The sequence below is a fragment of the Cupriavidus sp. genome, assembly GCF_057315035.1.
Genome location: NZ_DBHKYV010000017.1, coordinates 1 through 24,554 on the forward strand (window position 1 = coordinate 1; position 24,554 = coordinate 24,554).

20 protein-coding genes and 1 pseudogene are annotated in these 24,554 nt (G+C 61.3%); 9 read left to right on the forward strand and 12 right to left on the reverse strand.

Annotated features, from left to right (window positions below; translation table 11 throughout):
• Positions 1-106 precede the first annotated feature (106 nt).
• Both ACO550_RS20155 and ACO550_RS20160 read left to right on the forward strand, forming a co-directional pair.
• Positions 107-523, forward strand: coding sequence for a copper resistance protein CopE (locus ACO550_RS20155; protein ID WP_225934547.1), 417 nt, complete (start codon positions 107-109; stop codon positions 521-523).
• A gap of 201 nt (positions 524-724) precedes the next feature.
• Entirely contained in the window at positions 725-934 is a 210-nt protein-coding gene (locus ACO550_RS20160; protein ID WP_137928168.1) for a hypothetical protein, read from the forward strand.
• A 359-nt stretch (positions 935-1,293) separates the two neighbouring features.
• On the opposite strand, the gene ACO550_RS20165 is transcribed toward ACO550_RS20160, so the two are convergent.
• The 3 genes from ACO550_RS20165 to ACO550_RS20175 all read right to left on the reverse strand — a co-directional run bounded on the left by ACO550_RS20165 (position 1,294) and on the right by ACO550_RS20175 (position 4,079).
• A complete protein-coding gene (locus tag ACO550_RS20165; protein ID WP_315593743.1) occupies positions 1,294-2,028 on the reverse strand; it encodes a glycosyltransferase in 735 nt (244 codons plus the stop codon).
• A gap of 508 nt (positions 2,029-2,536) precedes the next feature.
• Complete coding sequence (locus ACO550_RS20170; RefSeq protein ID WP_029307129.1) at positions 2,537-2,911, reverse strand: NUDIX hydrolase; 375 nt, start codon at positions 2,909-2,911, stop codon at positions 2,537-2,539.
• A 136-nt stretch (positions 2,912-3,047) separates the two neighbouring features.
• Positions 3,048-4,079 (reverse strand): GDP-L-fucose synthase, encoded by a 1,032-nt coding sequence (locus ACO550_RS20175; protein WP_315593744.1) that lies wholly within the window; start codon positions 4,077-4,079, stop codon positions 3,048-3,050.
• A 395-nt stretch (positions 4,080-4,474) separates the two neighbouring features.
• Between ACO550_RS20175 and ACO550_RS20180 the strand changes: the two genes are divergently transcribed.
• On the forward strand, positions 4,475-4,684 hold the full coding sequence (locus tag ACO550_RS20180; protein ID WP_029307127.1) for a hypothetical protein: 210 nt from the start codon (positions 4,475-4,477) through the stop codon (positions 4,682-4,684).
• A 126-nt stretch (positions 4,685-4,810) separates the two neighbouring features.
• On the opposite strand, the gene fur is transcribed toward ACO550_RS20180, so the two are convergent.
• Together fur and ACO550_RS20190 are read right to left on the reverse strand one after the other, a co-directional pair.
• The gene (gene fur / locus ACO550_RS20185; protein WP_080711374.1) at positions 4,811-5,236 is read right to left on the reverse strand and encodes a ferric iron uptake transcriptional regulator; all 426 of its coding nucleotides are present in this window, start codon (positions 5,234-5,236) and stop codon (positions 4,811-4,813) included.
• A gap of 134 nt (positions 5,237-5,370) precedes the next feature.
• Positions 5,371-5,805, reverse strand: coding sequence for a hypothetical protein (locus tag ACO550_RS20190; protein WP_141192896.1), 435 nt, complete (start codon positions 5,803-5,805; stop codon positions 5,371-5,373).
• 657 nt (positions 5,806-6,462) lie between these two features.
• Here ACO550_RS20190 and ACO550_RS20195 point away from each other — a divergent pair.
• Both ACO550_RS20195 and ACO550_RS20200 read left to right on the forward strand, forming a co-directional pair.
• Positions 6,463-7,698 (forward strand): TolC family protein, encoded by a 1,236-nt coding sequence (locus tag ACO550_RS20195; RefSeq protein WP_315593745.1) that lies wholly within the window; start codon positions 6,463-6,465, stop codon positions 7,696-7,698.
• A 234-nt stretch (positions 7,699-7,932) separates the two neighbouring features.
• On the forward strand, positions 7,933-8,832 hold the full coding sequence (locus ACO550_RS20200) for a tyrosine-type recombinase/integrase (RefSeq protein ID WP_234710836.1): 900 nt from the start codon (positions 7,933-7,935) through the stop codon (positions 8,830-8,832).
• A 733-nt stretch (positions 8,833-9,565) separates the two neighbouring features.
• Here the strand turns inward: ACO550_RS20200 and ACO550_RS20205 are convergent.
• The 7 genes and pseudogenes from ACO550_RS20205 to ACO550_RS20235 form a co-directional block, all read right to left on the reverse strand.
• A pseudogene (locus tag ACO550_RS20205) lies at positions 9,566-10,814 on the reverse strand (TonB-dependent receptor domain-containing protein); the annotation flags it as partial.
• 1,037 nt (positions 10,815-11,851) lie between these two features.
• Positions 11,852-12,919, reverse strand: coding sequence for a porin (locus tag ACO550_RS20210; protein WP_060784778.1), 1,068 nt, complete (start codon positions 12,917-12,919; stop codon positions 11,852-11,854).
• A 133-nt stretch (positions 12,920-13,052) separates the two neighbouring features.
• On the reverse strand, positions 13,053-14,162 hold the full coding sequence (locus tag ACO550_RS20215) for a glycosyltransferase (protein WP_315593746.1): 1,110 nt from the start codon (positions 14,160-14,162) through the stop codon (positions 13,053-13,055).
• Positions 14,159-14,542 (reverse strand): GtrA family protein, encoded by a 384-nt coding sequence (locus ACO550_RS20220; protein WP_008642726.1) that lies wholly within the window; start codon positions 14,540-14,542, stop codon positions 14,159-14,161. The genes ACO550_RS20215 and ACO550_RS20220 overlap by 4 nt, the downstream gene beginning before the upstream one ends.
• Complete coding sequence (locus ACO550_RS20225) at positions 14,539-16,164, reverse strand: glycosyltransferase family 39 protein (RefSeq protein ID WP_315593747.1); 1,626 nt, start codon at positions 16,162-16,164, stop codon at positions 14,539-14,541. The genes ACO550_RS20220 and ACO550_RS20225 overlap by 4 nt, the downstream gene beginning before the upstream one ends.
• Positions 16,161-16,919 carry a class I SAM-dependent methyltransferase gene (locus ACO550_RS20230; protein WP_223506125.1) on the reverse strand — a complete coding sequence of 253 codons (759 nt, stop codon included), beginning with the start codon at positions 16,917-16,919 and terminating at the stop codon, positions 16,161-16,163. Before ACO550_RS20230 ends, ACO550_RS20225 begins: the two co-directional genes overlap by 4 nt.
• 290 nt (positions 16,920-17,209) lie before the next feature.
• The gene (locus ACO550_RS20235; RefSeq protein WP_029307114.1) at positions 17,210-17,605 is read right to left on the reverse strand and encodes a hypothetical protein; all 396 of its coding nucleotides are present in this window, start codon (positions 17,603-17,605) and stop codon (positions 17,210-17,212) included.
• Positions 17,606-17,888: 283 nt separating this feature from the next.
• Between ACO550_RS20235 and ACO550_RS20240 the strand changes: the two genes are divergently transcribed.
• The 4 genes from ACO550_RS20240 to ACO550_RS20255 all read left to right on the forward strand — a co-directional run bounded on the left by ACO550_RS20240 (position 17,889) and on the right by ACO550_RS20255 (position 24,390).
• Entirely contained in the window at positions 17,889-18,284 is a 396-nt protein-coding gene (locus ACO550_RS20240; RefSeq protein WP_315593748.1) for a copper resistance protein, read from the forward strand.
• A gap of 72 nt (positions 18,285-18,356) precedes the next feature.
• Positions 18,357-19,664, forward strand: coding sequence for a TolC family protein (locus tag ACO550_RS20245; protein WP_315593749.1), 1,308 nt, complete (start codon positions 18,357-18,359; stop codon positions 19,662-19,664).
• On the forward strand, positions 19,661-21,223 hold the full coding sequence (locus ACO550_RS20250) for an efflux RND transporter periplasmic adaptor subunit (protein WP_315593750.1): 1,563 nt from the start codon (positions 19,661-19,663) through the stop codon (positions 21,221-21,223). The genes ACO550_RS20245 and ACO550_RS20250 overlap by 4 nt, the downstream gene beginning before the upstream one ends.
• On the forward strand, positions 21,220-24,390 hold the full coding sequence (locus ACO550_RS20255) for a CusA/CzcA family heavy metal efflux RND transporter (RefSeq protein WP_315593751.1): 3,171 nt from the start codon (positions 21,220-21,222) through the stop codon (positions 24,388-24,390). The genes ACO550_RS20250 and ACO550_RS20255 overlap by 4 nt, the downstream gene beginning before the upstream one ends.
• The last annotated feature ends 164 nt before the right edge of the window (positions 24,391-24,554 follow it).

Genomic DNA, 24,554 nt, shown 5'->3' on the forward strand with positions numbered 1-24,554 from the left:
ACCCCATATTCCCCGTCACCCCCCTACGCCCTCATCCAGTGGCTGCGGTCCCTACCCTCTGCCGTTATCACGGCTCCAGGACGCCGTCTCGCCGATGGCTTCATACATGCCAGGCCTCCTCGGAAGCGCGGGAGACCCTGAAGTCGATGTGCTGTCAAACTGGCTGCGTAGCAGCAACGAAGAACTGCCTGTCGTCGCATGGTCCAAGGTCGTCGCGCTGCGAGCCCATCTGCAGTGTTTGCTGGCGGAGCGGGGCAAAGACGAGTGGTGGGCGCACAGACGCGAAGGCCTGCAGCGAGCTCTGGATGAATTCTCGATCGGCAGCAAAGACGGGCATCCTGCCCGATTGCCGGCGGAGCTCCGGTTCCACCTCGCGTCGCTAGCCGCCGAGAGAAGAATCTGGGCGGATGCCATTCGCCAGTGGTACAACCTATGTGCGACACAGTTGTCCGACTCCGCTCTCGCGCAATGGGTAAGCGCTGAAGATCGCCGCCGATTTGCGGTTCCTCGCAACGAGGCCTAATTCACCCCAAAAACGTTCTGCAGTTGTAATGGGAGGGTCATCTGTAGGTTCGGTTGGCCGGACTAGACTGGCATTGTCGAATTGGTAGGGCGTATCGCGCCCCCCGACCGTTGTGCTCATAGCGTTCCGGCACACGCGCAGACGATCCTTGTCCAAAGGGGGACCGGATCGTATTGAATAGAACTCAACAGGAGGCAACTCATGAAACGTACCACTGCGGCCCTGTTCGCTCTCACGATCTCGATCGTCGGTATCGGCAGCGCCATTGCAGAAACCGCGCGCAATACTGAGCGTGGACAGATTCATCGACCGAGGGATCCGTACACGGACGGCGCTAAAGCCGCGGACTTCGATGTGTACGGCGGTGGCGCAAAGATCGAGCATCGCGTGGGTGAAGACATCGCGAAATAGCCCATCCAAGAATGCAGCGGAAACGCCAGCCTCGCGGATTTGACTTGTACGAACACAGGACGCGATATCGGCCCACTCCTCCAATGGCCCTCATCTTCGCATCGCCGGGTTCGATATCCATGAGATCTGCCGTTCCCCCGGTGGAACACTTAGCGGTTGCTCCGATCTAGGCAACTACTTTTTTTGGCGAGACGATCCTCCAGACGATTGGGGACTGGCACGGTATCGACCTATCGACAGTTATCGCTACGAACGCCGGGCTACAAGCTGTGATCGGCACCAAAGCCCGCATCTCTGGCGGAACGCTGGAAGCTCAGCCCCAAATGACTCACCATCCTTTGGTGACCCATGCCCACGCGTCACTTATTTCTTGCCAATTTTGCGCGAGCGGCCATGGCAATCGAGACGGCCACGGCGTATATCACACCATTCAATCCAAGGCGATTGTAGATAATTCTAAACTTCTCCAATCGCTTCTCCCTGGGAAACGATGCACTGATTCCACTTGGCTCTATGCATGAAAACGCCATCGGAACATAGCGGAACGCTCCGGCCGCATATCGCTTGTAATATTGAATAACGAAATCCAGGTCCGAATAGATCCTGTATCTTTCCTCGTAGCGCAGATCGCAAACACGAAATGCCATCGCTTGATGGCATGCGTGAATAATCCCGGCGCGAAGCCTCAGTAACGGTGCGGCAGGCTCCAGACCATTCCGGCCAAGATTGTCACCATAGATCAACCAGGGCTCCGCCGAGGATTCGTTCTTGCTCCGCATCATCTCAGAGAGTACGCCTGGCGAAGCGAAGCAATCCCCCGAATTCATGAATACCGCCCACTCTCCTCTCGCAACGTTTAACCCTTTGTTCATTGCGGCGTACACTCCGCCATCCGGCTCACTAAAAAAATGGTCGACTTCTGATCGCCGTAGCTTTGCCAGCTCAACGGATCCATCCGTAGAGGCGCCGTCGACAATAATGAACTCAACACGGAAATTGTCACGAACCTGCGCGGATACGCTATCGATTGTCCTTGACAGCCCGACGCAATTGTTGAGATTGACGGTTATAACAGATACTAAGGTCATCGCCATCCCACTATCCTAAGGTGCGAAAGCACAGTGCCATGTACCACCCCGCGTGCTCGTCGTCCGGCATTCGTTTTGTCCCGCAAAAATTGACCGGCCGTACAAATCCATCATCGCCAAACTCTTGCCACGACTCTATTCACCGATTAACAAAAGCCACTGCACCGATCAGGATAGAGGATCGAAGGTGACGAATACCTGTCCAACTGATTACCGGCTGGCGCCATCGCAGCAACCTGTCGGATGACCGCCCTTGCTCATGGCGGCATTCATGCGCCATGCGTGGCTCCGCATCATCCTGGAGAAAAGCTCCCGTCATGCAGGTTGCAATCAACGCGTCCCGTCGCCCTCGATTATTGTCCCGGCTCCTACCCCGCCGTTTGGGCGGGATGGCGGGTTTCAACGCATGCACACGGCGTGGTGAATCGCGTCGCAGCAGGAGGATTGATTTGTGAAAGCGCCGCGATCCTGCGCTTCGTGCAGGGACTCTCGCGTCGACGAGCACACCTTGCCTCTACCGATTGCGTACGATCCAGAATCCTTCAATGATGTGGCGCGTCGTCGGGCTAACGACAATCTCGTCCAGCTCGGATGGGGCGAACCACTGGCAGCGCTGGATCTCCTTGCCCGGCATGGCGGCGTCGGTCTTGCTGATATTCGCAACGAAAACGTGGTGCACCGTTGTCGCACCAATCACTTGAAATAGGAACTCACGCCCTTTTGCGATCAGCGTCGTCTCTTCATAAAGCTCCCGTGCTGCGGCACTGGCAAGAATTTCAGCTTTGCCCGGACGCCCACCAGGCAAAGCCCATCTGCTGTCATCCTTGGTAACGAGTAGTATGCGGCCCCCGCGTGTACAAACGACTGTGGCCCTTACTTTCGTCTTCATTGATCCCTTGGGCTGAAGTCAGCGATGGCCCTGAGGTTGCACCCAAGGCAAATGCTTTCGTAACGCCAGGTTCGCTAGCATCGGCGCGCAGACCAGAACACCCCGCTCGAGAACGGACGGACTTCCGCGTCTTGCGTCAGCCGACTGCGGCGGTTCGTCTTACTGGGCATGGTTGTTCGTGCCGACTGTCTGCCCATTCCCGTGAAAGCTCAGACGCTTCCCTTGCAATGGCATCCTGGTACGCAAGCGGTAATCCGGATTCCAGCGTTACCAGCGGTTGCCAGCCCGAAGCGCTGATGACACTGCAGTCCAGGCGCTTGCGCGGCGTGCCGTCAGGACGCGCGCTGTCGAACACGATGCTGCCCTGATAGCCCACCACTTGCGCCACTAGCAGCGCCAACTGGCGGATCGAGACTTCCTCTCCAGTACCGACGTTCAGGAAACCGGCCTTGCCTGCGTGTGTCCAGTAGGCCTGGCGGGACAGGCCCATCACGTGCAAGCAAGCGTGCGCCAGGTCGTCGGTATACAGGAACTCGCGCATCGGCGTACCTGATCCCCATACCGTCACGTCGGGTGCATCCGCAATCTTCGCTTCGTGAAAGCGTCGGATCAGCGCGGGGATCACGTGGCTGTTCTCGGGATGGTAGTTATCGCCGAGCCCATAGAGATTGGTCGGCATCACGCAGCGAAAGTCCGCATCGTACTGACGGTTGTAGGTCTTGCACAGCGTCATGCCCGCGATCTTGGCAATGGCGTAAGGCGCATTGGTGGGCTCCAGTTCGCCGCACAGCAGTGCGGACTCCTTGATCGGTTGCGGCGCGAACTTCGGATAGATGCAACTTGACCCGAGAAACAGTAGCCGTTCGACGCCGTTGCGCCAGGCCTCGTGTATCACGTTAGCGGCAATCATCAGATTCTGCTGGATGAACTCGGCTGGGTAGGTGTCATTGGCGTGGATACCGCCCACACGCGCTGCCGCCAGATAGACCTGCGAGATCCCTTCGGTGGCGAAGAAGTAGCTGACTTCCTGCAGGTCGGTGAGATCGACCTCGGCATGCGTGCGGACGACCAGTTCCACGTCATCGCGCTTGGCCAGCGCACGCGCAATCGCTGAGCCGGCCATGCCGCGATGGCCGGCCACGAACACTCGTTGGATAGGTTTGTTCATGATTGTCATTGGGAGAGGTCTGCCATCTTGACCAGCGTCTCGTGGTGCGCAGACAGGAAGTGTGCTTCGATCATTTCATTCACGAATTCGCCGACGTGAAGCGTCATGTTCACTGCTTGCCCGTGGCATGACTTTATGGTCGACTCCTTTGGATCACTGTCTGTCAACCCACATAGACGGCATGCAGGCAAGTGGGGCGGCGGCGCCGCCGTACCAGGAACAGCCGTGCGCAAGTCAGAAACAAAGTCTCGCTCACACCGAGCCCATGCAGTAGCCTTCATTTCATCCAGGGAAATTCCGGCACACTGCCAGGTCAGAGCGCCCCTTGCGCGCAGACTCTTATCGGACAATGAATGCACGGCGTAACATGACGACGGGTAGGAGCTTCGGCAACCATGATGAATGAAGACGAATGGAAAGCGCGAGTGATGGCCACTCGTATTGTTCTGTGCCCGCGCTGCGAATCGACGAACATCACCCACGGTGCCTGCGCCGTGGGCGCTGCGACGATTCACCAGGAATACGTATGCGAGGCGTGCCAGCACGCCTTTTCTGGATTGTTCGCATTAGTCACGTACTACGATGATTTCCCGCGCAACCGATAGGGCGGCTCCGGAGCGCTCCGTCGGCCTTTGCGTGAATGGACCTGTCACTTCCGCCATCGGCGCAGTCCCGCCGCGCCACATCAAAGAACCCGTTAAGTATGAAGAAAAATCTGGTCCGAGAACGCGTCATTCTGACGCTCGACGCTGGCATTGGGCACACTTTCCATAGAGCACCATGGAGTGCTCACGCAAACTGAAGCCCTTTGCCCGGGCGACGTCCCGCTGGCGACGTTTGATCGACACGTCGCTAAATTCATCCACGACGCCGCATTCCACGCATACGAGATGATCGTGATGATCACCCTCATTCAGTTCGTACAGGGTGCGCGCGCCATCGAACCGATGGCTCACAATGAGATGCGCTTGCTCGAGCTGGCTCAATACCCGATAGACGGTGGAAAATCCGATGTCAGCACGCTCCTGCAGAAGAATCTGGTAGACCTCCTCGGCACTGACGTGACGTTGCGCGCTCTCCTTAAACAGTTGCAAGACACGCAGTCGTGGAGATGTTCGTTTCAATCCGGCGCGCTTCAGTTCTGCCGCAGTCTCCATTGAGCGCCTCCCTTCGGCGTTTTTCACGCAACGCACAGAATGTATGCCGCACGCTTAGTCAAATGTCATCCAGCCAAGTCTCCCTGGTACAACCCGTTGCGGTTTGGCCGGCAACGCAAGCGGCATGCCGAAACCTAAGGTTTGAGGCGAGAGACAATCGCCAGCCTTTGGTCGTGACTTCCCGTCGCGACCAACCGGTCGATGACCTGTCTCACGTAGGCGATTCCCGCTTGTCTTGCAAACGAACTCGTCGCAAATTCCCCCTCTATGGGAAACACCTCAGATTGCCAATCCAGGATGGCCAGCGTATCGCTTGAGCCATGAAGCCTGGCCTTGGCGACCCACTGCGAGGCGCCACCTTCAGTAAAAATCTCGTATGCAAAGTCGCCATGTCGATCCAGCGGACTGAGTCGGCGGTCAATCCACTCGCATGCAGCCTTCGCACCGGCCTCAAGCGCTTCCTCAACCGTGGCATATCGCCTGGTACCCAGGTAGAGCACATGCTCTTTTATCGCGGACATCGATTCGTCACGCAAATACTGAAAGACGGCCACGTAGCGGGTATTCAACGCAAACTCTTCGGCAGACCCGGTGACCGCTACCTCAGGAGCATACCGATTGTCCTCGCCCCTCCTCGCGCAACACCGGATCGGGTGCTGTCGATATGACATACACAATGGCTCATCCATTGCAGCCAATCGATAAAATCCTGGCATACAGCTCTCCTGCCCTATGCGTGATCCTATAGGGGGCCAAGTTGCGTCGATTGGCAGCGGCCGCAGACGCCTGGGCGATGCCCGACCTTGCGCCAGCGTGCGGAGCGCGAAGCGTAGCCCGACATCGGATGCATTTCTCTCACGTGGCATAGCCGCTCCAGTATCGGCAAGCGAAGCTACTATTCTCCGAACACTACCGCTTCCGCCCAGAATAGTCAGCTAACGATCTTGTAATTTTCCCGTCATGAGCCAGTGAGTTCCATTCGTGTACGTTAGCGTGAACGTCTCGCTTCAGGCATGTATGCAAAAAGGCAACGTGGAAAGAATGGCCCGCACACCATGACTTACATATTCGCAAGACCGAACGAAGGCAGACGCGTTCGCCTGCGATCCGCGGGGTCATGGAACGGGTTGGCGCCGCTGACCGTTGCTGCGCTGTGCCAAATGCTGGCAATACCCACTTTTGGACAACCCCTCTCGACCACCCTCAGGCCTACACGAAGCGCAGCCGTGTCGTCATCGACGGTGGTGTCGGATCGCACTGACCGCTTTGCATCCAACGAACTGGGCGCGCTGACATTGCGTCAGGCGCTGCGCATCGGGAACTCAACCAATCGCGACATAGCGGCCGCGCGTGCCACACTGGACGCAGCCCGGGGCGTGCTCATCGCCGCGGGAAAGCGGCCCAACCCAACGCTGACCCTTGGCACCGGGCCGGGGCTACTCGGACAATATCGTCCGCGTGACGCGGACATGCTCGTCAGCGTTTCGCAGCTCATCGAGCGCGGCAACAAGCGGGCATTGCGAACACAGGCCGCCAGCCACCTGGAGGACGCTGCGCGCCTCGATGCCGACAATGTTCGGCGCCAGTTCCGCCTGGCGCTGGCCACCGCCTACTTTGCGTTGAAGCAGGAGCAGGAGCGTGTCGCGCTCGCTCAGGCGACCCAGACCGCCTTCACGCGCTCACGAGAAGCCGCGGCACTGCGGCTGAAGGTTGGGGACCTCGCCCGCGTGGATGTGGTACGGCTCAGTATCGAGGAGCGCCGCAGCGAGAACGACGTGGCTCAGGCGAAAAGTGATCTTGGCATTGCGCGGAACGTCCTGGCGGCATTGCTCGGGTATGAACGTGAATCCGCCTCGATCCGGGTGATAGATGCCTGGCCACTCGCAAGCGAGCGCAAGCCGACACTGGAGCGTATCGAAGGCATGCTGGAAACGCGCCCGGATGTTCAGGCTGCCATCGCTCGCCTGTCTGCCGATGAGGCACAGCTGCAGCTAGCGCAAGCGCAACGGATCCGTGACGTAACGTTGGCGCTCGTCAGTGAACGCAACCTTCCCGCGAACGGCGGCACCACGCTTGGCGTGCAACTGTCAATGCCGCTCCTCATCCACAACGAGTATGACGGCGAGATTGTACGCGCGGAAGCTGAGTTGAGAGGCACTCGGATTGACCTCGACAAGACACGGGCAAATGCACGCCTGGAAGTCGCCCGTGCACTCGAACAGTTCGACTCGGCACGGGTGCAACTGGCTCGCTACGAGGAGAAGATCTTGCCGGACGCGACGTGGGTGGTGGAAGCTGCGGAGTTCGCTTACAAAAAAGGCGCCATTCCGTTGACCGATCTGCTGGATGCCCGTCGTCAATACTACGCCGCACAACGGCAGTTGCTGGAGTTACGAATGAATTTTGCGACTGCGGACGCCGCGCTCGCGAGTAGTTTGGAGGACGCGAGCCTGGAGCATTAGCTTTGTCATGCCGCGACGCGAGGTGGGGTCGGTGCGGACGAACTGGCACCCTCGCTACGCACCAAGCCGCTCATGTCCCGGATGCACAGAAGTGCCGTCACCCGGTGACGACCCCTGGCGAACCCGCGAGCGGCAAGCGCGCTGGACGCATACTTCCCCCCATGGCGGCCAGCCATCGCCGTATGGGAGAGGCCGAGGTTGTCCGGCTGGCGGTCTACAACCCATACCTCTCATATGCATAGACTTTGGCTAACCGATCCTACTCGCGCCTACGACCGCTGGCAGGCCGACGAAGCCGCCAGCGCCGATCACCACCCATTTGCACAGCGCTCGATCAGGCAGCACCGCGCCATGTTTGTGCGTTTCCATCGCCACCTGACCGCTCACGGCGCCACGCTGGGGAACTTTGGGTCGGATGACATCGAAGCGTTCTGGCACGACGCCAATGTGGCCGCCGACACGGCAGCCCGGGTACGCTTTCTCAAACTGATGGACAGGATGTGCCGCCACCTGGTCCTCGTTGACCTGCGTGCATCCAACCCTGCCGCGGAGCTGATGTTGGCCGACCAATGGCTTCAGGACGAGCCCGAGTGCCTCTACCTCCCCGAGGAAGTGGATGCACGCCTGCAGGAATTCGTACAACCACTAAGCGGCGACAACCCCACGCAACTGCGATGCCGCGCGATCGTTGCATTTTTTCTCGGCACGGGTGTCACTGCCGGCGAGGGTAGAATGACCCGCGTGCAAGACCTGCACCCCGACGCGTCGCCCCTCTATTTGCACGTGCCGGCGAAACCCCAGAAATTGCCTCGCACCATCGACCTTGAGTCCTTTGCCGTCGCGCCGTTGTCAGCATGGCTGGCCATCCGCCGCAAGGCACCCGTCTATGGCGACCTGCTGTTCACTCTGAAGCGCACCGGCACCCCCATCACGTACATGAGTCTTGGGAAGATCGTACGCGAGGCCTTCGATGCCATCGGCTTCGACGCGGTGGATATGAGCCCGCGGATTCTACGCAACACGTACTGCCGGCGTGCCCTCCTCCAGGGGCTGCAGCGTGACGAAATCACGCGACGCCTCGGACTATCGAGCAATCGGACAGCGGACCGCCTCGCCCAGACTCTCCGCCGATAGCATGCTGAGCTTGCGCTTTTCGCGGATGGTGTGATCTTGCCAAATTGAATGCGCCTGCTCCGCGAGACAAGGTCAAAGGAAATCCGCGATCAGCCGCATCATAGCACTCGCCACCAAGCCGCTACCGGCATCGACCAGGAAGCCACTATGCCCCGCAGGGGCACAGTGCCGCGCCTGAGCTTAACAGGATCGTAACGCACGCATCATGCTTGCGTGAGGCACGGCCAGCTACAGTGTTCGCAGGCTGGAGAAGCCGTGCATAAGCGCGGCAAAGAAAACCATGATGATCCTACGATGCATACTAGTGGCCGCTGCCGTGACCTTGTTGGCCTCGCATGCCCTGGCGCAGGCCGCCCCGGCCGCACCGTACAGCTTGAGCGTGGCTGTTATGCCCAGCAGGTCCGAGGCGTACAGCCACGTGGCGCCCCACAAGGTTAAGACGTGCGGCGATGGCGCGAACGCAGGAAGATACCTGTCGTCTTCTGAGGGTGCCCCGCTGTAGCCGCCCCGTGGTAACCGAGTCACGGGGTTGTGCTTCGTTATATCTTCCTTTACCTGAGATGGCAAGAGGTGACCGGCCAAGCCTGACATTCGGGCTGTCTGTCATTGGATGCTTCGCGACTCCAGCCCCACTGCCCCGTGCTCCTGCGGCGGAACGGACACACCATCGGCTATCCGGTCCTCAATAGCGAATCCGACGGATGACAAGGCAAGGAGGCCTTGCCGTGCATTTTCACCAGCGGTGCTGATACATCGCCCTCAGCGTGATGCCAGCCGCAGGAAAGGTGACTCGTGTTGTTGCTGTTGCGCAGCAGTTGACTGTAGAACGGGTAGTAGTAGCGGTTCAGCAGGTTCTGAATGCCGACCGTCACGGTGTCCACACAGTTCAGGCGATAGTCGTGGCCGGCGACGAACGTGGCCTGCAATCGGTTGTTCCACTGCGGCACCGGGCGAAACTGCAGATGCCCGGTCAGCTTGAGCGGGGGGATGCGGTAGCCGGTCATTTGCTGACTACTGGCGCCCTGCGGCGTTTCACGTCCACGCATCCATGTGAAGGTGCCACCCGCACCCCAGCGCTCATCGTTCGAGGCGTACTCGGCCGATGCTTCCACGCCAAGGATCTTCTCCGCGGTGCGGGTCAGGATCAGCCCGTTGTTGAACCCCTCTGCACATCACCGAGATCGGAGGTCGTGTAGAACATCGCCAGCGAGCCAAGCGTATTGCCGAATGCACCGCGCCACCCGAGCTCGTAGTTGTTGGTCTTGACCGGTTGCAGATCAGACGAACCGACATGGAATCCTGCGCGCGCGTTCCGAACCTGCAGACCAATGTCGGGCAGATTGAAACCCTGGCTGGAGGCAGCGTAAAACTCGCGTTCCTCTACCGGTTTGAGGGCGACGCCAAGATTGCCAAGCACTGCGCTGTAGTCGACCGCCCCCCCCCGCTGACGGTGGCAGGACTGGCCAGACGTGATTGCGACAGACCGGCGCGTGCGCTTGACGGCCTGCAACTGGCCGACCAGAACCAGATCCGCAACACGCTCGTGAATCTCGAGTATGAGCATCGCTATCTGCTCGGCAGTCTGGTGTCGGCGCAGTCTACTACCGCGACTACTACAGTCCCTTTACGCCATTCGACGCGCGGGCCGTTCCCACGCGCGGCGGTAACGTTCTGCCCGCGGGTAGCCTGGCCACGCGTGGGTCGGAGGCATAGCGAGTGTGGCCCTGGCTTGGCTCCGGCGCGAGCCGCTGGCCATTCGCATCGTAAGAATTCCCCATATGGCGGGCGCCGACGTCGAAGGCATAGCCGAGCATCCCGCTGCTGCCGGCCAAATGCTGCTGCACGTTGGCGCTCAGACCGTCGGCACGCAAGCGCGACAGCGGCGTGGCCATCGAGACGGTCGTGTCCGCGCGTGGCTCCCCTCCCGCAGGACGCGTGGTGATCGAGACGATCCCGCCTGTGGCGCCACCACAATAGATCGCGTTACTGCCGCGCAGCACTTCAACGCGCTCGACCAGGGCAGGGTAAAAATTTGCGTGGCGATCACGGTCACACCGGGATAGGAATGGGGACCTGCAGGGCGTCCCCCACACGGACGGTGATCAGTGAAGCGCGAAATTTCGGTGCTGCCATCCGGCAGGGTGCGTGTGCCGACGGGCAATAGTTGCGGCAATGCGGCTAGCAGGCCAGCGGTGTCATCGGCACTAAAGACACTGCTGACATGCAACTGACCCGTCGCTGCATCCGCCACGCGCACCGGTTGCCGTCGATAGCGCGATACTTCCGCGGCCACGGCGTACAACGGCGCGTCATTGAAGACCAGCTTGCCCTGATGCCCAAGCCAGCGCCACCGTCAGGTACACCGGAGCGGCGGGCGCTACGGTTCCACGCTTGCCAAGCCTGGCGCCCAGTCCAGCCGACAGGCGAGCGACCCGCTCGGTGACACCCAATAGCCGGTAGCGATAACCAGGGCCGCGCACAGGCCGATCACCCCGGCTTGCCGGGCTTTGGCTCGCCCAAGGTGACGCCTATCCGGTACATCGGTGGGCGAGCTGTCGGCCAAACCACGCAGACGCGCGGGATCGGATCTGGTGAGGTTCTAGTGGGAGGACAGTTGCTCCAAATGGTCACGCAAGTGCCGCACCGCCCGAATCATGTACTTCTCGACCATAAGATGCCCAGTCGTTCGGAAAGAGGGTCGACGAGTGTCCGCTCGTCACGACTGCGTTCGGTTCGAAAGGATCCGTTGCAAGCGCGCGGCCGCTGCAAAACAATCGCCCCGTGATCCTGTCGCTCTTCAGGATTCTTGAGTGTGTATCACGCTTGCTCGCCGGTCTTTGCGCTCGTATTGCAAATACTCATTCCAGATTATTTGCAAATCCCTTTCATCACCGAATGTCGGAATATGGCAGTTCCTCTCCAAGTTTCATCACTACTTTCTAAAAAAAAGAGCCCCCGATTTGGAGGCTCAAAGCTCTCTTGTTGTTAGCAAGGGAGTGTCGATCTGGAAAGGATTCGATTAGAACTTGTGGCGTACGCCGATAACCGCACCAACCTGGTTCTTGCCCGGCGCGACACTGGTAGGCGCACCCGAAAGCGAGTTGTAACCATTCAGACCGAGCTGCGACCCGTTCTTGTTCCTCGCATAGGCAACGTTTAGGTAAACGTCCGTGCGTTTCGAGAAGGCGTGGTCGGCAGATACCACGAACATGAGAGGATCGGCACCGGAGTTGCGCGTGTCGGTGTAATATGCAGCGCCCGTCAGAGTCATCGCCGGCGTCATGCTATAGCGCAGCCCGGCCCAGTACAGATTCGCCCGGTTGGCCGCCAATGTGCCGGCATTGCCGTTGAACCAACGATAGCCAAGGAAGGCCTTTGCCGGTCCGAAAGCATAGCTGGCCCCCACCAATGCACGACGATCCTTTCGTTCGTCAGTTGCAACCGTGGATCCTCGAAACTCGTCATAGACTGCCCCAACAGCAAGACCGCCGGTTTCGTACATCAACGAGACGCCGATGTTTCGATCAACCTTGAAGTTTCCTGGGACCTCGCCGCCGCCCGTTCGGCTGAAGCTGTAAAGCGCGCTGGCGGTCACGCCACCGAACGTCCCACGATACTTGACCGAATTGTCGGCGCGGCCAGCGAGAATGTCATCGCTTCGATACAGCGAATATCGCGGCGCAAAACCCATCGGATCAAGTTGCAGTCCAGTGTCGTAGATTGGGGTTGTTTGGCGACCAAGAGTCACCGTGCCAAACTTGCTGCCTAGACCAACCAACGCAGACCGATCAAAGAGTTTAGGACTGTTGTTCAGAGCACCGGTATCAAGCGAAAATCCGCTCTCGAGCTCGAAAACAGCTTTTAAACCACCGCCGAGATCCTCGCTGCCACGCAACCCCCAACGCGACGTCGACATATTCCCAGAACTCATACGAACCAGGTTCGATCCATTGCGAGCAGACGGCGCATTGCTGAGATACTCGATACCCGCATCCGCCACGCCGTAAAGCGTCACGGTTGATTGCGCGTATGCAGTACCCGCGATCAAAGTGGCTGCCGCAGCAACTACTCCACGTCGAACTTTCATTTCAAATTTCTCCTTCAAAGTTAGGCCCTGCAGTGATCCGGAGAATATGAGATCGAAGATTACGCATACCTTGCGGCGAGATTACTGATGTTGAATGACAACATCATTGGGCTAATTTGGCGTTTACCACTATTTACCATCGCCAATCAGAATGGTTTTTTGGAGGAGGGTATGCTGTGTTTATGGGAAGCGGGTTGTCACCCCGTTTGATTGGTACGGTGCGCTGAGGTCCCCCTCTTTGCCAAGCTGCATCTTGGACCGTTCTACGCGGGACGCCCTCCTCCATCGACACATCTCTTGCGGGTGCGTAGCCCGCGATCAAATACAGCGGTCGACGTTTGGATTCGTTGAACAGGCGGCCCAAGTACTCCCCAAGGATGCCGAGAAAGAACAGCTGGAGTCCGCCAAGCATTAACACGACGGTCATCAGGGACGGATAGCCCCGCACCGGATCGCCGAACAGCAACGTCTTGCCAACGGTGTAGAGCGCCATGCCAAATGCCGGGACGGCGACGAGCAAGCCGACCGACGTGGCGATCCGCAGCGGAATGGTCGAGAATCCCGTGATGCCATCGATAGCGAACTTCAACAAGCGGCGGTAGTTGAACTTCGTTTTTCCCGAGGCGCGCGCATCCCGGTCGTAGAGGATAGAGGTCTGGCGGTACCCAATCCACGCGTACAGGCCTTTCATGAAGCGGTTCTGCTCGCGGAGCTGGCCGATGGCCGCGACCGCGCGCTGGCTCATCAGACGGAAATCGCCGGTGTCGGCGGGGATGTCGATGTCACTCACTTTCCCCATCAGGCGATAGAAGCAGTGGGCCGTGGCTTTCTTCAGGAAAGATTCGCCCTCCCGGGTCCGCCGGGTCGCATAGACGACATCGAAACCTTGCTCCCACTTGTCAAGCAGGACGGGGATCAGTTCCGGCGGATCCTGCAGATCGGCGTCGATGACGACGACGGCGTCACCGCACGCGACATCCAGGCCCGCGGTCAATGCGGCCTCCTTGCCGAAATTCCGGCTCAATTCGATGATGCCGACTGTCTCATCGGCGCCCCGTATTATCCTGAGCACCTCGAGGGTCCGATCCCGGCTTCCATCGTCGACGTAGATGACCTCCGATGCATAGGGAAGGCTTTCCAGGACGGCACCGAGGCGCGCGTGGAACAGGGGCAAGACCTGCTCCTCATTGAAAATGGGAACGACCACCGATACTGTTCCCTGCAACCGCTTATCCGAACTCATCGTGACTCCCTGTTCAGGAACGTCCAGTTGGCATGCAATGTGTAGTTGATGAGCATGAGGAGAAACGTGGACAGAACCTGTGCGAGCAGGTAGTGAAGCCCCGCCCGCAGTCCGATCCACATGAACGCAGCGTTGAGCCCGAAGGCGAGCACCGAAACTGCCAGGAATCTCGCAAAGCGCGATGAAGCATCCGACGTGCGCGCGAACACCCACCGACTGCTCAGGAAATAATTCGTCAGGAGCCCCACCACGCTGCCGACAATCGAACCCAACAATGGGATGCCCCCCTGCGCAACAATCAGGATCAGCATGAGGTAATGCGCGGCGGTCGCGGTCGCGCCGGTGACCAGATAGCGGAGGAATCTGGGCGACATTGTCATCGCTTCTCCACGAGCACCGTCGTGCCCCGGCGCGCCACCACCAGGCTCTCTGGCCCCAGGTCGGGGGACAGTTGCGCAAAAGTTGCCTCGCGCATGACGGCGAGCTTGTGTCCGCGCTCGCGCCAGCGCAGCAGGAAGGTCGCGTAGCTATCGATCCACCGCTGGGGATCGACAGAAAAGCCAAGATCCAGTTCGTCCCTGGCAACCACCACCTGGGGAAGCATTTCGGAGTAGAACGCCAAGCCCCGGTCGATCTGCCCGACGTTGAACAGGGCGGTATCGGCGCGGCGCGATGCCTTGACGGTTAGGCCGATCGGCTTGATCGACAGGGATTCGAAGGCCATGGATGCCACGAGCCCAAGCTGAAGGCTGCCAATCGATGCCAGTGCTGCCACTGCGACGGCAATGCCACGTCGGCCTGACAGGGCAAGGGCACAGGCACCCAGCCCGCCAACCACCAGGGCGCCGATGGTGAGCGTGCTCCAGAACGAGAAATGACCAAGATCCGAGATCCCGCGCTTGAGCACCTTGTCCGATAGCTCGGGGATCCATTGCAACCCCGCGATCAGGATGCCGAGTATGACCATCTGCGAGCATCCGACCACTACCCATCTCGTGCGGACGCGCAGGATGGCGTCACCAACGAGCACGGCGAGCGGCGGAAAGGCCGGCAGGATATACAGGGGCAGCTTCGATCGCGAGACGGAAAAGAAGACGAGCACAATCAACGTCCACACCAGCAGGAACAACCGCGGGTCAAATGTCCCCGAGCGCCTCGCAGGCCGGCAGCGCTGCCAGACTGTGGCGGGGATGACGCCAGCCCACGGCAGCATTCCCGCGACCAGCACCGCGGCGAAGAACCAGGCAGGCTTGTTGCGGGCATGAACGGAGGAAGTGAAGCGCGCCAGGTGTTCGTGGACGAAGAAGTAGTTAAGAAATTCCGGATTGCGAACCGACACTGCGACGATCCACGGCAGCGCGAGGACGCACGCGAACAACCCCCATATCCAGAAGGCGCGACTTCTGAACAGTCCGAACTGTCTGGTGAGCACGGCGTAGACCACCATGGTCGCGGCGGGCAGCACGATCGCAATCAATCCCTTGGCAAGGAAGGCCAGCCCCACCAGACCCCAGACGATCGGATAGAGGCGCCTATCGGCATTCCTGACCGCTACCGCATAGACCAGGACGGCGTTGCCCAGCAGTGCGCCGACGCCGATATCTGTCGTGGTCAGGTTCGAGCCCAGTATCCATAGCGGCGAGCCGGCCAGCACCAGGGCAGAGGCGAGCCCCACTCGCCGCCCGAAGAGTGCCGTCGCAGACCAACCGGCGACCAGGATGGCACTGGCTCCGATCAACGAACTCCAGAGTCTGGCGCTCCATTCACTGACGCCAAACACCGCAAACGCCGCCGCGGTCGCCCAATACTGAAGTGGCGGCTTGTCAAAGAACTTGACGCCGTTCAGCCGAGGGGTCGTCCAGTCGCCCGAGACGAACATCTCCCGGGCAACTTCGGCGTAGCGCCCCTCATCCGGTTCGTAGAGCGGCCGGATCGAGAGGGTCGCGGTCCACAGCAAGATGGCAACGACAATGAGCGAAAACCAGAGAACGCGAGACTTCACGAAGGCTTCCTCGCGGCGACAAGTAGGGAACCGCCTAACGGAAACCTCAGACCGGCAAGAATCAACTGCCGCTCGGCGGCACAGATGCCGCCAAAGATGCGGTTGAGCGTCGCGCCAATTCGGAAACCGTCGTCCACCGCGTCTTTGGGCGGCTTGAGCCGTTGCTGCAATCTCGAGAGCGCCATCGCCGGCAGAAGCAGCGACATGAACGAGGTGGCGTAGACGGGCTGGAATCCGGCGGCCCGCACCTTGCCAAGCAACTCACTGCGCGTGTAGCGGCGCTTGTGCTTGGCCGCATCGTCAAGATGGCTCCACAGGCTGGGATGCTGCGGTACGGTGAGGATGAGGCCACCGCCGGCGCGACAAGCCCGGTACATCTCTGCCAGGACACGCTCATCGTCGTCGACGTGCTCGATCACATCGAACGCCCCGATCACATCAAAGGCGGCGGTAAAGGGCAGCGCGCGGGCGTCCATCTGGATGAACTGGGCGTTGGACTTGTTGCGTGCCGAGGCCAGCGCCTGCAGCGACGCTTCCCCACCGCAGATGCGCGCATGCGGAAAGCGCTGCTCGATGGCCTTGAGGTTCTCGGCGGTCCCGCAACCGATGTCCATGAAGGACCTGAGTGTCGGGAAATGGCTCTGCAGGACGTCGAGAATGAGCCGCCGCCGATGAACGAACCAGAAGTGCGTGGCCTCGAGCTTTTCGTATTCCTCGAAGAGAGGTTCGTGATAGCCATCATGGTCGGCCAGCATGGCCGGCGCCATGCAGACCAACCCGTCCTGACTCATCGGTTGCCAGCCGCACGCAGCGCAACTCCAGATTTCGTGCTTGATAGGGGCTCTGCACTGAATGCATGCGCGCATGGTCGTCTCCCGTTCTAGGTACCTGCTCGACGCGTTGGCTTGCCGACGCGCGGGCGAGGTTGTCCCACGGCAACGCGTCAACGCGATGACGTGGCAAGTGAATTGAGATGCCTAGGTAACCAGGCAGCAAGGCGTCGCAATCCGATGGGGCGGGACTGCGATCGGGGTGAAACCCCAATTCACACAGGAGTGGAGGGAGGACGAAGAAGTCCGTCTGGAATGAAACTGGCGAGCAGCGCGGCCGTCCTGCCCGCCACCTCGAACGATTCCGGCTGCCACAGCCAGAAGCCCAAGAACCATCCGGCGGCCTGGCCCATGGCGACGCACGCGTCGCACGCGTGACCGTCCGCATCAGGAGCCAGTTTTCCCCGCGAAGGGCTGTGCTGCGTGTTGTGGTGACACGGCTTGTCCGGGTTGCTGACCGTTTCCTCCACATCGACCTCGAGGACCATCGCCGCATCATTGCGCAGCCGGTCATGCGCTGGGCAGCCGGCGTGCGCGGGCGCTCCCATCGCCTGCAGCGGCAATGCGAAGATCATGAACCACAGCAGGAGGCGGGGCAGCAAGCGTCTCATTCGACGGCACGGAAGAGCGGAATTTCGTCTCAACGTATTATAGAGAGTTGGCCTGTCAGCAAAATGACTCACACATGACGGCGTCGCCAAGCACCGGAATCAGGCGAGCACACTGCGCGCCCAGACGGACCGGATCCCTTGCGCCCGACCGTCGTCCGCTTTTCCGACAGATGGCCGAGCGCCGCACTTCGTGTGCGTCTTTGATCTAGGACAACCAACTGCAGGCTTGTTGCCAGAAGTCAAATCAAAGGCTGCTAGGATTCGCCCACTCGATTCCCGGCTCATGCACGCCTCCCATCACCGGCACTGGATTGCCGCATTCCTGTTGATTTCGTTCCTGACAGTTCAGCTGGCAGCGGCTGCCTACGCCTGTGAGGGCAGCAGGTACGTGCTGAGCATGACGGCGAGCATGGCCGGGATGGCGGAATCCTGTCCGGACATGGCAACCAAGCGCGGCCATTCGCATGCCGGCCTGTGCCAGGCGCATTGCCACCAGGACAGCAAATCCGCCGATCACGCGACCCCGCAGCTCCCCGTATTCCAGGCGGCCTCGGTTAGCCCGGTAGCCACACCTGACCTGACACCGATCCTTGGCGGGTATCGGCTGGCCACGGGCAACCCTGTCCCACGACCGCCTCCCCGCCCGCTCGCGATCCTCCATTGCTGTTTCCGCATTTAGCCCGCCTAGCAACGTCCGCTATCGTGCCCTGAGTCGTCAAGACCAGGGGAGCCGTTGCTTTGTGGAGGCTTTATGCTTTTGCGTTTTCCCCTAGCGCGCGGGCGGCGGTGGTCGCTCGCCCTCGCGCTCATCGCGGCCGCCCATCCCGGATGGGCGCAATCGGCCGCGCCCCTATCGTTACAGGAAGCCGTGGCGCTCGCCTCGTCGCACGCCTCGGACGCCGAGACGTCGCACGCGGCAATCCAATCCGCCCTGGAAATGGCGGTTGCGGGCAGGCAACTGCCTGACCCAGTTCTCAAGGTTGGCGTCAACAACGTGCCCGCGGATGGGCGGGATCGCTTCTCCATTGGCACGGAATCGATGACGATGCGCTCGATCAGCGTGATGCAGGAACTGACGCGATCGGCCAAGCGCGAAGCGCGCGCACGACGCTTCGAGGCCGAAGCCTCGTCGGCGCAGGCGCAACGCATGGCCGCCCTCGCCGCCGTACAGCGCGGCGCGGCTCAGGCGTGGCTCGATCGGCTCTACGCCGAACGGGCAACCGCCGTGCTGGCGGAACAGGCGCAGTCCATCGGGCTGATGATTGACGCCGCCCGCGCTGCCTATCGCGGCAACCGCGGTCCCCGGACCGATATCCTGACGGCTGAACTTGAACTGCAGCAGTTGCGCGACCGGGAGGACGAGGCGCGCGCCGCTGTGTCGACAGCCAGAGCGATGCTGCAGCGCTGGGTCGGTGACGCCGCCGGGCGCCCCCTGGGTGACAGTCCAACGCTTGCGATACCTGCGTGGCTCGCCAATCTGGATGGCAGCGTCATCTCCCAGTTGCCCGATGTGGCCACCGCCGAGGCCCAGGTCGGCGTCGCGGAGGCCGAGGGCAGCGTGGCGCGGGAGAACAGGATTCCGGACGTCAGCGTGGAGCTGATGTACAGCCAGCGCGGCCCCGCGTACTCGAACATGGTTTCGGTCAACCTATTCCTGCCTTTGCCCTGGGATCGGAAGAACCGGCAAGATCGTGAGCTCGCCGCGAAGCTCTCACAGGCCGATGCCGCGCGTGCCCAAGCCGAAGCGGTTCGACGTGGGCTGCAGGGCCAACTGCGCGGCAAGCAAGCCGAACTCGGCCTGAACCAGTCGCGGCTGGAACGTTATCGCGACGTCACGGTGCCGCTGGCCAGAACGCAGACGGAAGCAGCACTGACGGCGTATCGCGCCGGTGCCGGCACGCTCTCCGCAGTCGCCGACGCGAGCCGCAAAGCGCTCAATCTCTCGTTGGATCGCCTGAAGCTGGAGGCCGCGACGGTCCGGCTGTGGGCCGAGCTTAATTTCCTGATGCCGCTTGCGACTGAAGCAATGCCGGCATCCACGCAAGGGGATCAACCATGAAAACGACCGCAATCGCGCGCGTCGCGATGAGTCTCGCCGTTGCGGCGGGCCTGGGAGGCGCATATTACCTTGGACAACAGCAGGGTCATCAGCAAGCGTCCGGATCCGCAACCATCAACGGGCCTCACGACGGCCACGATCCGGCCGCGGGCGCCGAGCCCAAGACCGGCAAACGGATCCTCTACTGGCGCGACCCGATGGTACCGGGGCAGCGTTTCGACAAGCCGGGCAAATCCCCTTACATGGATATGCCGCTGATACCGGTGTATGAAGAGGACAACGCCGACGGCGCCGCGGTGCGCATCGACGGCCGCGTGACGCAGAACCTCGGCATCCGGACCGCAGAAGTAAAGCTTGGCAGGCTGGAGATGGCCTTGCAGGTCCCCGGCAATGTCGCCATCAACGAACGCGGCATCGAAGTCATTCAGGCGCGGACAACCGGGTTCGTCGAGCGCACCTTCGCCCGCACTACCATGGAAACGGTCCGCAAGGGCCAGGCGCTCGCGCAGATCTATTCGCCAGACTGGGTGGCGGCGCAGGAAGAGTACCTGGCCGTCGCGCGCATGCCGGGCAACCCCCAGCCCGAACTGCGCGCCGCCGCGCTGGCGCGCATGCGGCAGGTGGGCATGACAGACGGCCAGATCCGTGGGGTGCAGGCAAGCGGCAAGCTCCAGCCACGGCTCACGGTCAATAGCGCCGTCGACGGCATTGTCACTGAGGTCGGCGCTCGGGACGGCATGACCGTTCCCCCTGGCATGACGCTCTTTCGCATCGCCAGCCTGGCAACGGTGTGGGTGCTCGCCGAAGTGCCCGAAAGCCAGGCGGCTGCCCTGCGGCCCGGCCAGGAGGTCATGGCAAGCACCACGGCACTGCCGAATCTGGCGCTGCCCGGCAAGGTGGACACGATCTTGCCGGACGTAAGCGCCGGTACGCGCACGATCAAGGTCCGGATCGAACTGCAGAACAAGGACAGAAAACTGCTGCCGGGCATGTTCGTGTCGGTACGCATGATGCCGGCGGGCGCAACAGAGCGCCTGCTCGTACCCAGCGAGGCACTGATCCGGACCGGTACGCGCACAATTGCCATGGTGGCCAAAGGCGAAGGTGGATTTGATCCGGTCGACATCAAGGCGGGCGCGACCGCCGGTGGTCAGACCGAGATCCTCGAGGGTCTGAAGGCTGGCCAGCAAGTCGTGGTTTCCGGACAGTTCCTGATTGATTCGGAAGCGAGCCTGCGCGGAACCGTCGCGCGCATGCAAGAAACTTCCGCAACCCCGGCTGAGAGCGCCGCCTCCGAGGGGTCGGCCGCCGGCCCCGAGCATCGCGCAGTGGGGCGCATCCAGTCCATCGGCGAGCGCAGCCTGACCATCGCTCACGACGCCATCCCGTCCGCCCAGTGGGGCGCCATGACGATGGAGTTTGCCGCGCCGCCTGCCGGCCTTCCGCAAGGACTGAAAGCGGGCGATCGCGTCGCGTTCAGCTTCCGGCTGGATCCCCACGGCATGGCGACGCTCGTCACGGTCGCGCCGCAAGTCCAGACCGCGGGAGCCAAGCCATGATCGCCCGATTGATCCTTGCCTCCATCCGCAACCGCTTCCTGGTCCTTCTTGCCACGGTGATGCTGACCGCTTGGGGGCTGTGGGCCGTGCGAAGTACACCACTGGATGCCCTACCCGACCTCTCCGATGTGCAGGTCATCATTCGCACCCCATTCCCTGGGCAGGCCCCCCAGATTGTGGAGAACCAGGTCACCTATCCGCTGACCACCACGATGTTGTCGGTGCCCGGCGCGAAGACCGTGCGCGGATACTCGTTCTTGGGCGACTCCTATGTCTACGTACTGTTCGAGGACGGCACCGACCTGTACTGGGCCCGCTCACGCGTCCTGGAGTACTTGAACCAGGTCCAGTCCCGGCTGCCGGCCGCCGCCAAGCCCGCGCTTGGCCCCGACGCGACCGGCGTGGGTTGGGTCTATGAATATGCGCTCGTGGACAAGAGCGGACAGCATGACCTGTCGCAGTTGCGCGCGCTCCAGGACTGGTTCTTGCGATTTGAACTCAAGTCCTTGCCCAATGTCGCCGAGGTTGCCTCGTTGGGCGGGATGGTCAAGCAGTTCCAGATTGTGCTGTTGCCCGACCGGCTTCGCGCCTACAACCTGTCACAAGGCAAGGTGCTGGCCGCGCTCAAGGGGGCCAATCAGGAAACCGGGGGCTCGGTATTGGAACTGGGCGAAGCCGAGTACATGGTGCGCGCCACCGGTTACCTGAAGACGCTGGATGATTTTCGGCAGGTGCCGATCGTGACGAGCGATGCCGGCATTCCGGTGCGACTGGGCGATGTCGCCGTGGTCCAATTGGGCCCGGAGATGCGCCGCGGCATCGCGGAGCTCAACGGGCAAGGCGAAGTCGCGGGCGGGGTGATTATCCTGCGCTCGGGCAAGAACGCGCTGGAGACGATCAACGCTGTCAAGGCCAAACTTCAGACGCTGCAGAAAAGCCTGCCGGCCGGCGTCGAGGTCGTCACGGCCTACGACCGGTCGGCGCTGATCAATCGCGCAATCGACAACCTCACCACCAAGCTGCTGGAGGAGTTCGCGGTCGTCGCAGTGGTCTGCCTGCTCTTTCTCTTTCACTTGCGCTCGGCACTGGTCGCCATCATCTCGTTGCCGCTTGGCGTGCTGGCGGCATTCCTTGTTATGCGCTATCAGGGCGTGAACGCCAACATCATGTCACTGGGGGGCATTGCGATCGCGGTCGGCGCGATGGTCGACGCCGCGGTCGTCATGATCGAGAACGCCCACAAGCATCTGGAGCACTGGCACGTCAAGCATCCCGACCAGGAACTTGAGGCGCAAGAGCGATGGCGCCTTATCGGTGAGTCGGCCGCGGAGGTCGGGCCTGCCCTGTTCGTCTCGCTGCTGATCATCACCCTGTCGTTCATTCCAGTCTTCACCCTGGAGGCACAGGAAGGCAGGTTGTTCTCTCCATTGGCGTTCACCAAGACCTATTCCATGGCCGCGGCGGCGGGCCTCTCTGTCACGTTGATCCCCGTGTTAATGGGCTACATGATTCGTGGCAAGATCCCTTCCGAACAGGCCAATCCACTCAACCGCCTGTTGATCCGCGCCTATCACCCGCTGCTCAACAAGGTGCTCAAGTACCCGAAGACTACCGTGGTGCTGGCAGGCGCCCTCCTGGTGGCGACCGCCTGGCCGATCATGCGGACCGGAGGGGAATTCATGCCACCGCTGGATGAAGGCGATCTGCTCTACATGCCCTCCGCTCTGCCCGGGCTTGCGGCGGGCAAGGCGTCGCAGTTGCTGCAACAGACCGACCGCCTGATCAAGACGGTCCCTGAAGTGGCATCTGTGTTTGGCAAAGCCGGCCGCGCCGACAGTGCGACGGACCCCGCGCCGATTGAGATGTTCGAGACGACCATTCGCTTCAAGCCGAAGGATCAGTGGCGTCCTGGCATGACCACCGACAAGCTGGTCGAGGAACTGGACCGCATCGTCAAGGTACCGGGCCTGTCCAATATCTGGGTGCCACCGATCCGCAATCGCATTGACATGCTCGCGACCGGCATCAAGAGTCCCGTCGGCATCAAGGTGGCCGGCACGGACCTCAAGGAGATCGACAGGCTCGCCACGCGCATCGAAGAGGCCGTCAAGACGGTCCCCGGCGTGACGTCTGCGCTGGCCGAACGGCTCACGGGCGGGCGCTACATCGATGTCGACATCGACCGCACGGCGGCGGGCCGCTTCGGCCTGAACATCGAGGACATCCAATCGATCGTTTCCTCGGCCATCGGGGGTGAAACCGTAGGCGAGGTGGTCGATGGACTCGCACGATTCCCCATCAATGTTCGGTATCCGCGCGACTATCGCGACTCCATCGACGAGTTGCGGCGTCTGCCAATCGTGACCGAGAATGGTTTGCAGATCGCGCTGGCCGATGTGGCCCGCATTACGGTCATGCAGGGCCCGCCGATGTTGCGCAGCGAAAACGCACGCCTTTCCGGATGGATCTATGTTGATATTCGCGGCAGAGATCTGCGGTCCACCGTGCGAGACATGCAGGCCGCCGTGGCGAAGGCCGTACCGATGCCCGCCGGGTATGCCCTCAGTTGGTCGGGCCAGTTCGAGTACCTGGAGCGTGCCACGGCCAAACTCAAGGTCGTCGTCCCCTTCACCTTGCTGATCATCTTCGTGCTGCTCTATCTGGTTTTCGGCCGCCTGGATGAGGCAATGCTGATCATGGGCACCCTGCCTCTGGCCCTGATTGGCGGATTCTGGCTGCTGTTCTTGCTGCGCTACAACCTATCTGTGGCTGGGGTCGTTGGGTTCATCGCGCTTGCGGGTGTGGCAGCAGAATTCGGCGTCATCATGCTGCTGTATCTCAAGCACGCATGGACCGACCGGTTGGCGCGCGGTGAAGAGACGCTCGATGCGTTGCTCGATGCCATTCAGGAAGGGGCGGTATTGCGCGTCAGGCCGAAGGCGATGACGGTGGCGGTCATCCTGGCAGGCCTGATTCCGATCATGTGGTCACATGGCACAGGGTCGGAGGTCATGCAACGGATTGCCGCGCCAATGGTGGGTGGCATGGTGACCGCGCCGCTGCTGTCGATGTTCGTCGTACCCGCCATGTATCTGCTACTGCGCCGGCGCTTGCTACCATCGCCCTCCTCCATCGCCAAGCAGGCAGAGCTGGAGCGGGCCGTGTAGCACCTGTGCCTGGCGAGCCCCCGGTTCGCCAGGCAAGTCTTCCGTGGCTGAGAGTGAACGCGGTTGCGGCGTGCATCCGTGACAGGATGCCCGTTCCGGCACCGCCGGGGCGTTCGCTCGAAGCGCTAGCCCGATGCCCATGACAGACCTTCACGCCGCGCCGG

Coding starts and splice junctions, on each gene's coding strand:
- ACO550_RS20160 (WP_137928168.1), top strand. CDS start 725: ATGAAACGTACCACTGCGGCCCTGTTCGCTCTCACGATCTCGATCGTC.
- ACO550_RS20250 (WP_315593750.1), top strand. CDS start 19,661: ATGAAAACGACCGCAATCGCGCGCGTCGCGATGAGTCTCGCCGTTGCG.
- ACO550_RS20210 (WP_060784778.1), bottom strand. CDS start 12,919: ATGAAAGTTCGACGTGGAGTAGTTGCTGCGGCAGCCACTTTGATCGCG.
- ACO550_RS20170 (WP_029307129.1), bottom strand. CDS start 2,911: ATGAAGACGAAAGTAAGGGCCACAGTCGTTTGTACACGCGGGGGCCGC.
- ACO550_RS20240 (WP_315593748.1), top strand. CDS start 17,889: ATGCACGCCTCCCATCACCGGCACTGGATTGCCGCATTCCTGTTGATT.
- ACO550_RS20230 (WP_223506125.1), bottom strand. CDS start 16,919: ATGCTGGCCGACCATGATGGCTATCACGAACCTCTCTTCGAGGAATAC.
- ACO550_RS20215 (WP_315593746.1), bottom strand. CDS start 14,162: ATGAGTTCGGATAAGCGGTTGCAGGGAACAGTATCGGTGGTCGTTCCC.
- ACO550_RS20255 (WP_315593751.1), top strand. CDS start 21,220: ATGATCGCCCGATTGATCCTTGCCTCCATCCGCAACCGCTTCCTGGTC.
- ACO550_RS20245 (WP_315593749.1), top strand. CDS start 18,357: ATGCTTTTGCGTTTTCCCCTAGCGCGCGGGCGGCGGTGGTCGCTCGCC.
- ACO550_RS20200 (WP_234710836.1), top strand. CDS start 7,933: ATGCATAGACTTTGGCTAACCGATCCTACTCGCGCCTACGACCGCTGG.
- ACO550_RS20165 (WP_315593743.1), bottom strand. CDS start 2,028: ATGGCGATGACCTTAGTATCTGTTATAACCGTCAATCTCAACAATTGC.
- fur (WP_080711374.1), bottom strand. CDS start 5,236: ATGGAGACTGCGGCAGAACTGAAGCGCGCCGGATTGAAACGAACATCT.
- ACO550_RS20175 (WP_315593744.1), bottom strand. CDS start 4,079: ATGAACAAACCTATCCAACGAGTGTTCGTGGCCGGCCATCGCGGCATG.
- ACO550_RS20220 (WP_008642726.1), bottom strand. CDS start 14,542: ATGACAATGTCGCCCAGATTCCTCCGCTATCTGGTCACCGGCGCGACC.
- ACO550_RS20155 (WP_225934547.1), top strand. CDS start 107: ATGCCAGGCCTCCTCGGAAGCGCGGGAGACCCTGAAGTCGATGTGCTG.
- ACO550_RS20180 (WP_029307127.1), top strand. CDS start 4,475: ATGATGAATGAAGACGAATGGAAAGCGCGAGTGATGGCCACTCGTATT.
- ACO550_RS20235 (WP_029307114.1), bottom strand. CDS start 17,605: ATGAGACGCTTGCTGCCCCGCCTCCTGCTGTGGTTCATGATCTTCGCA.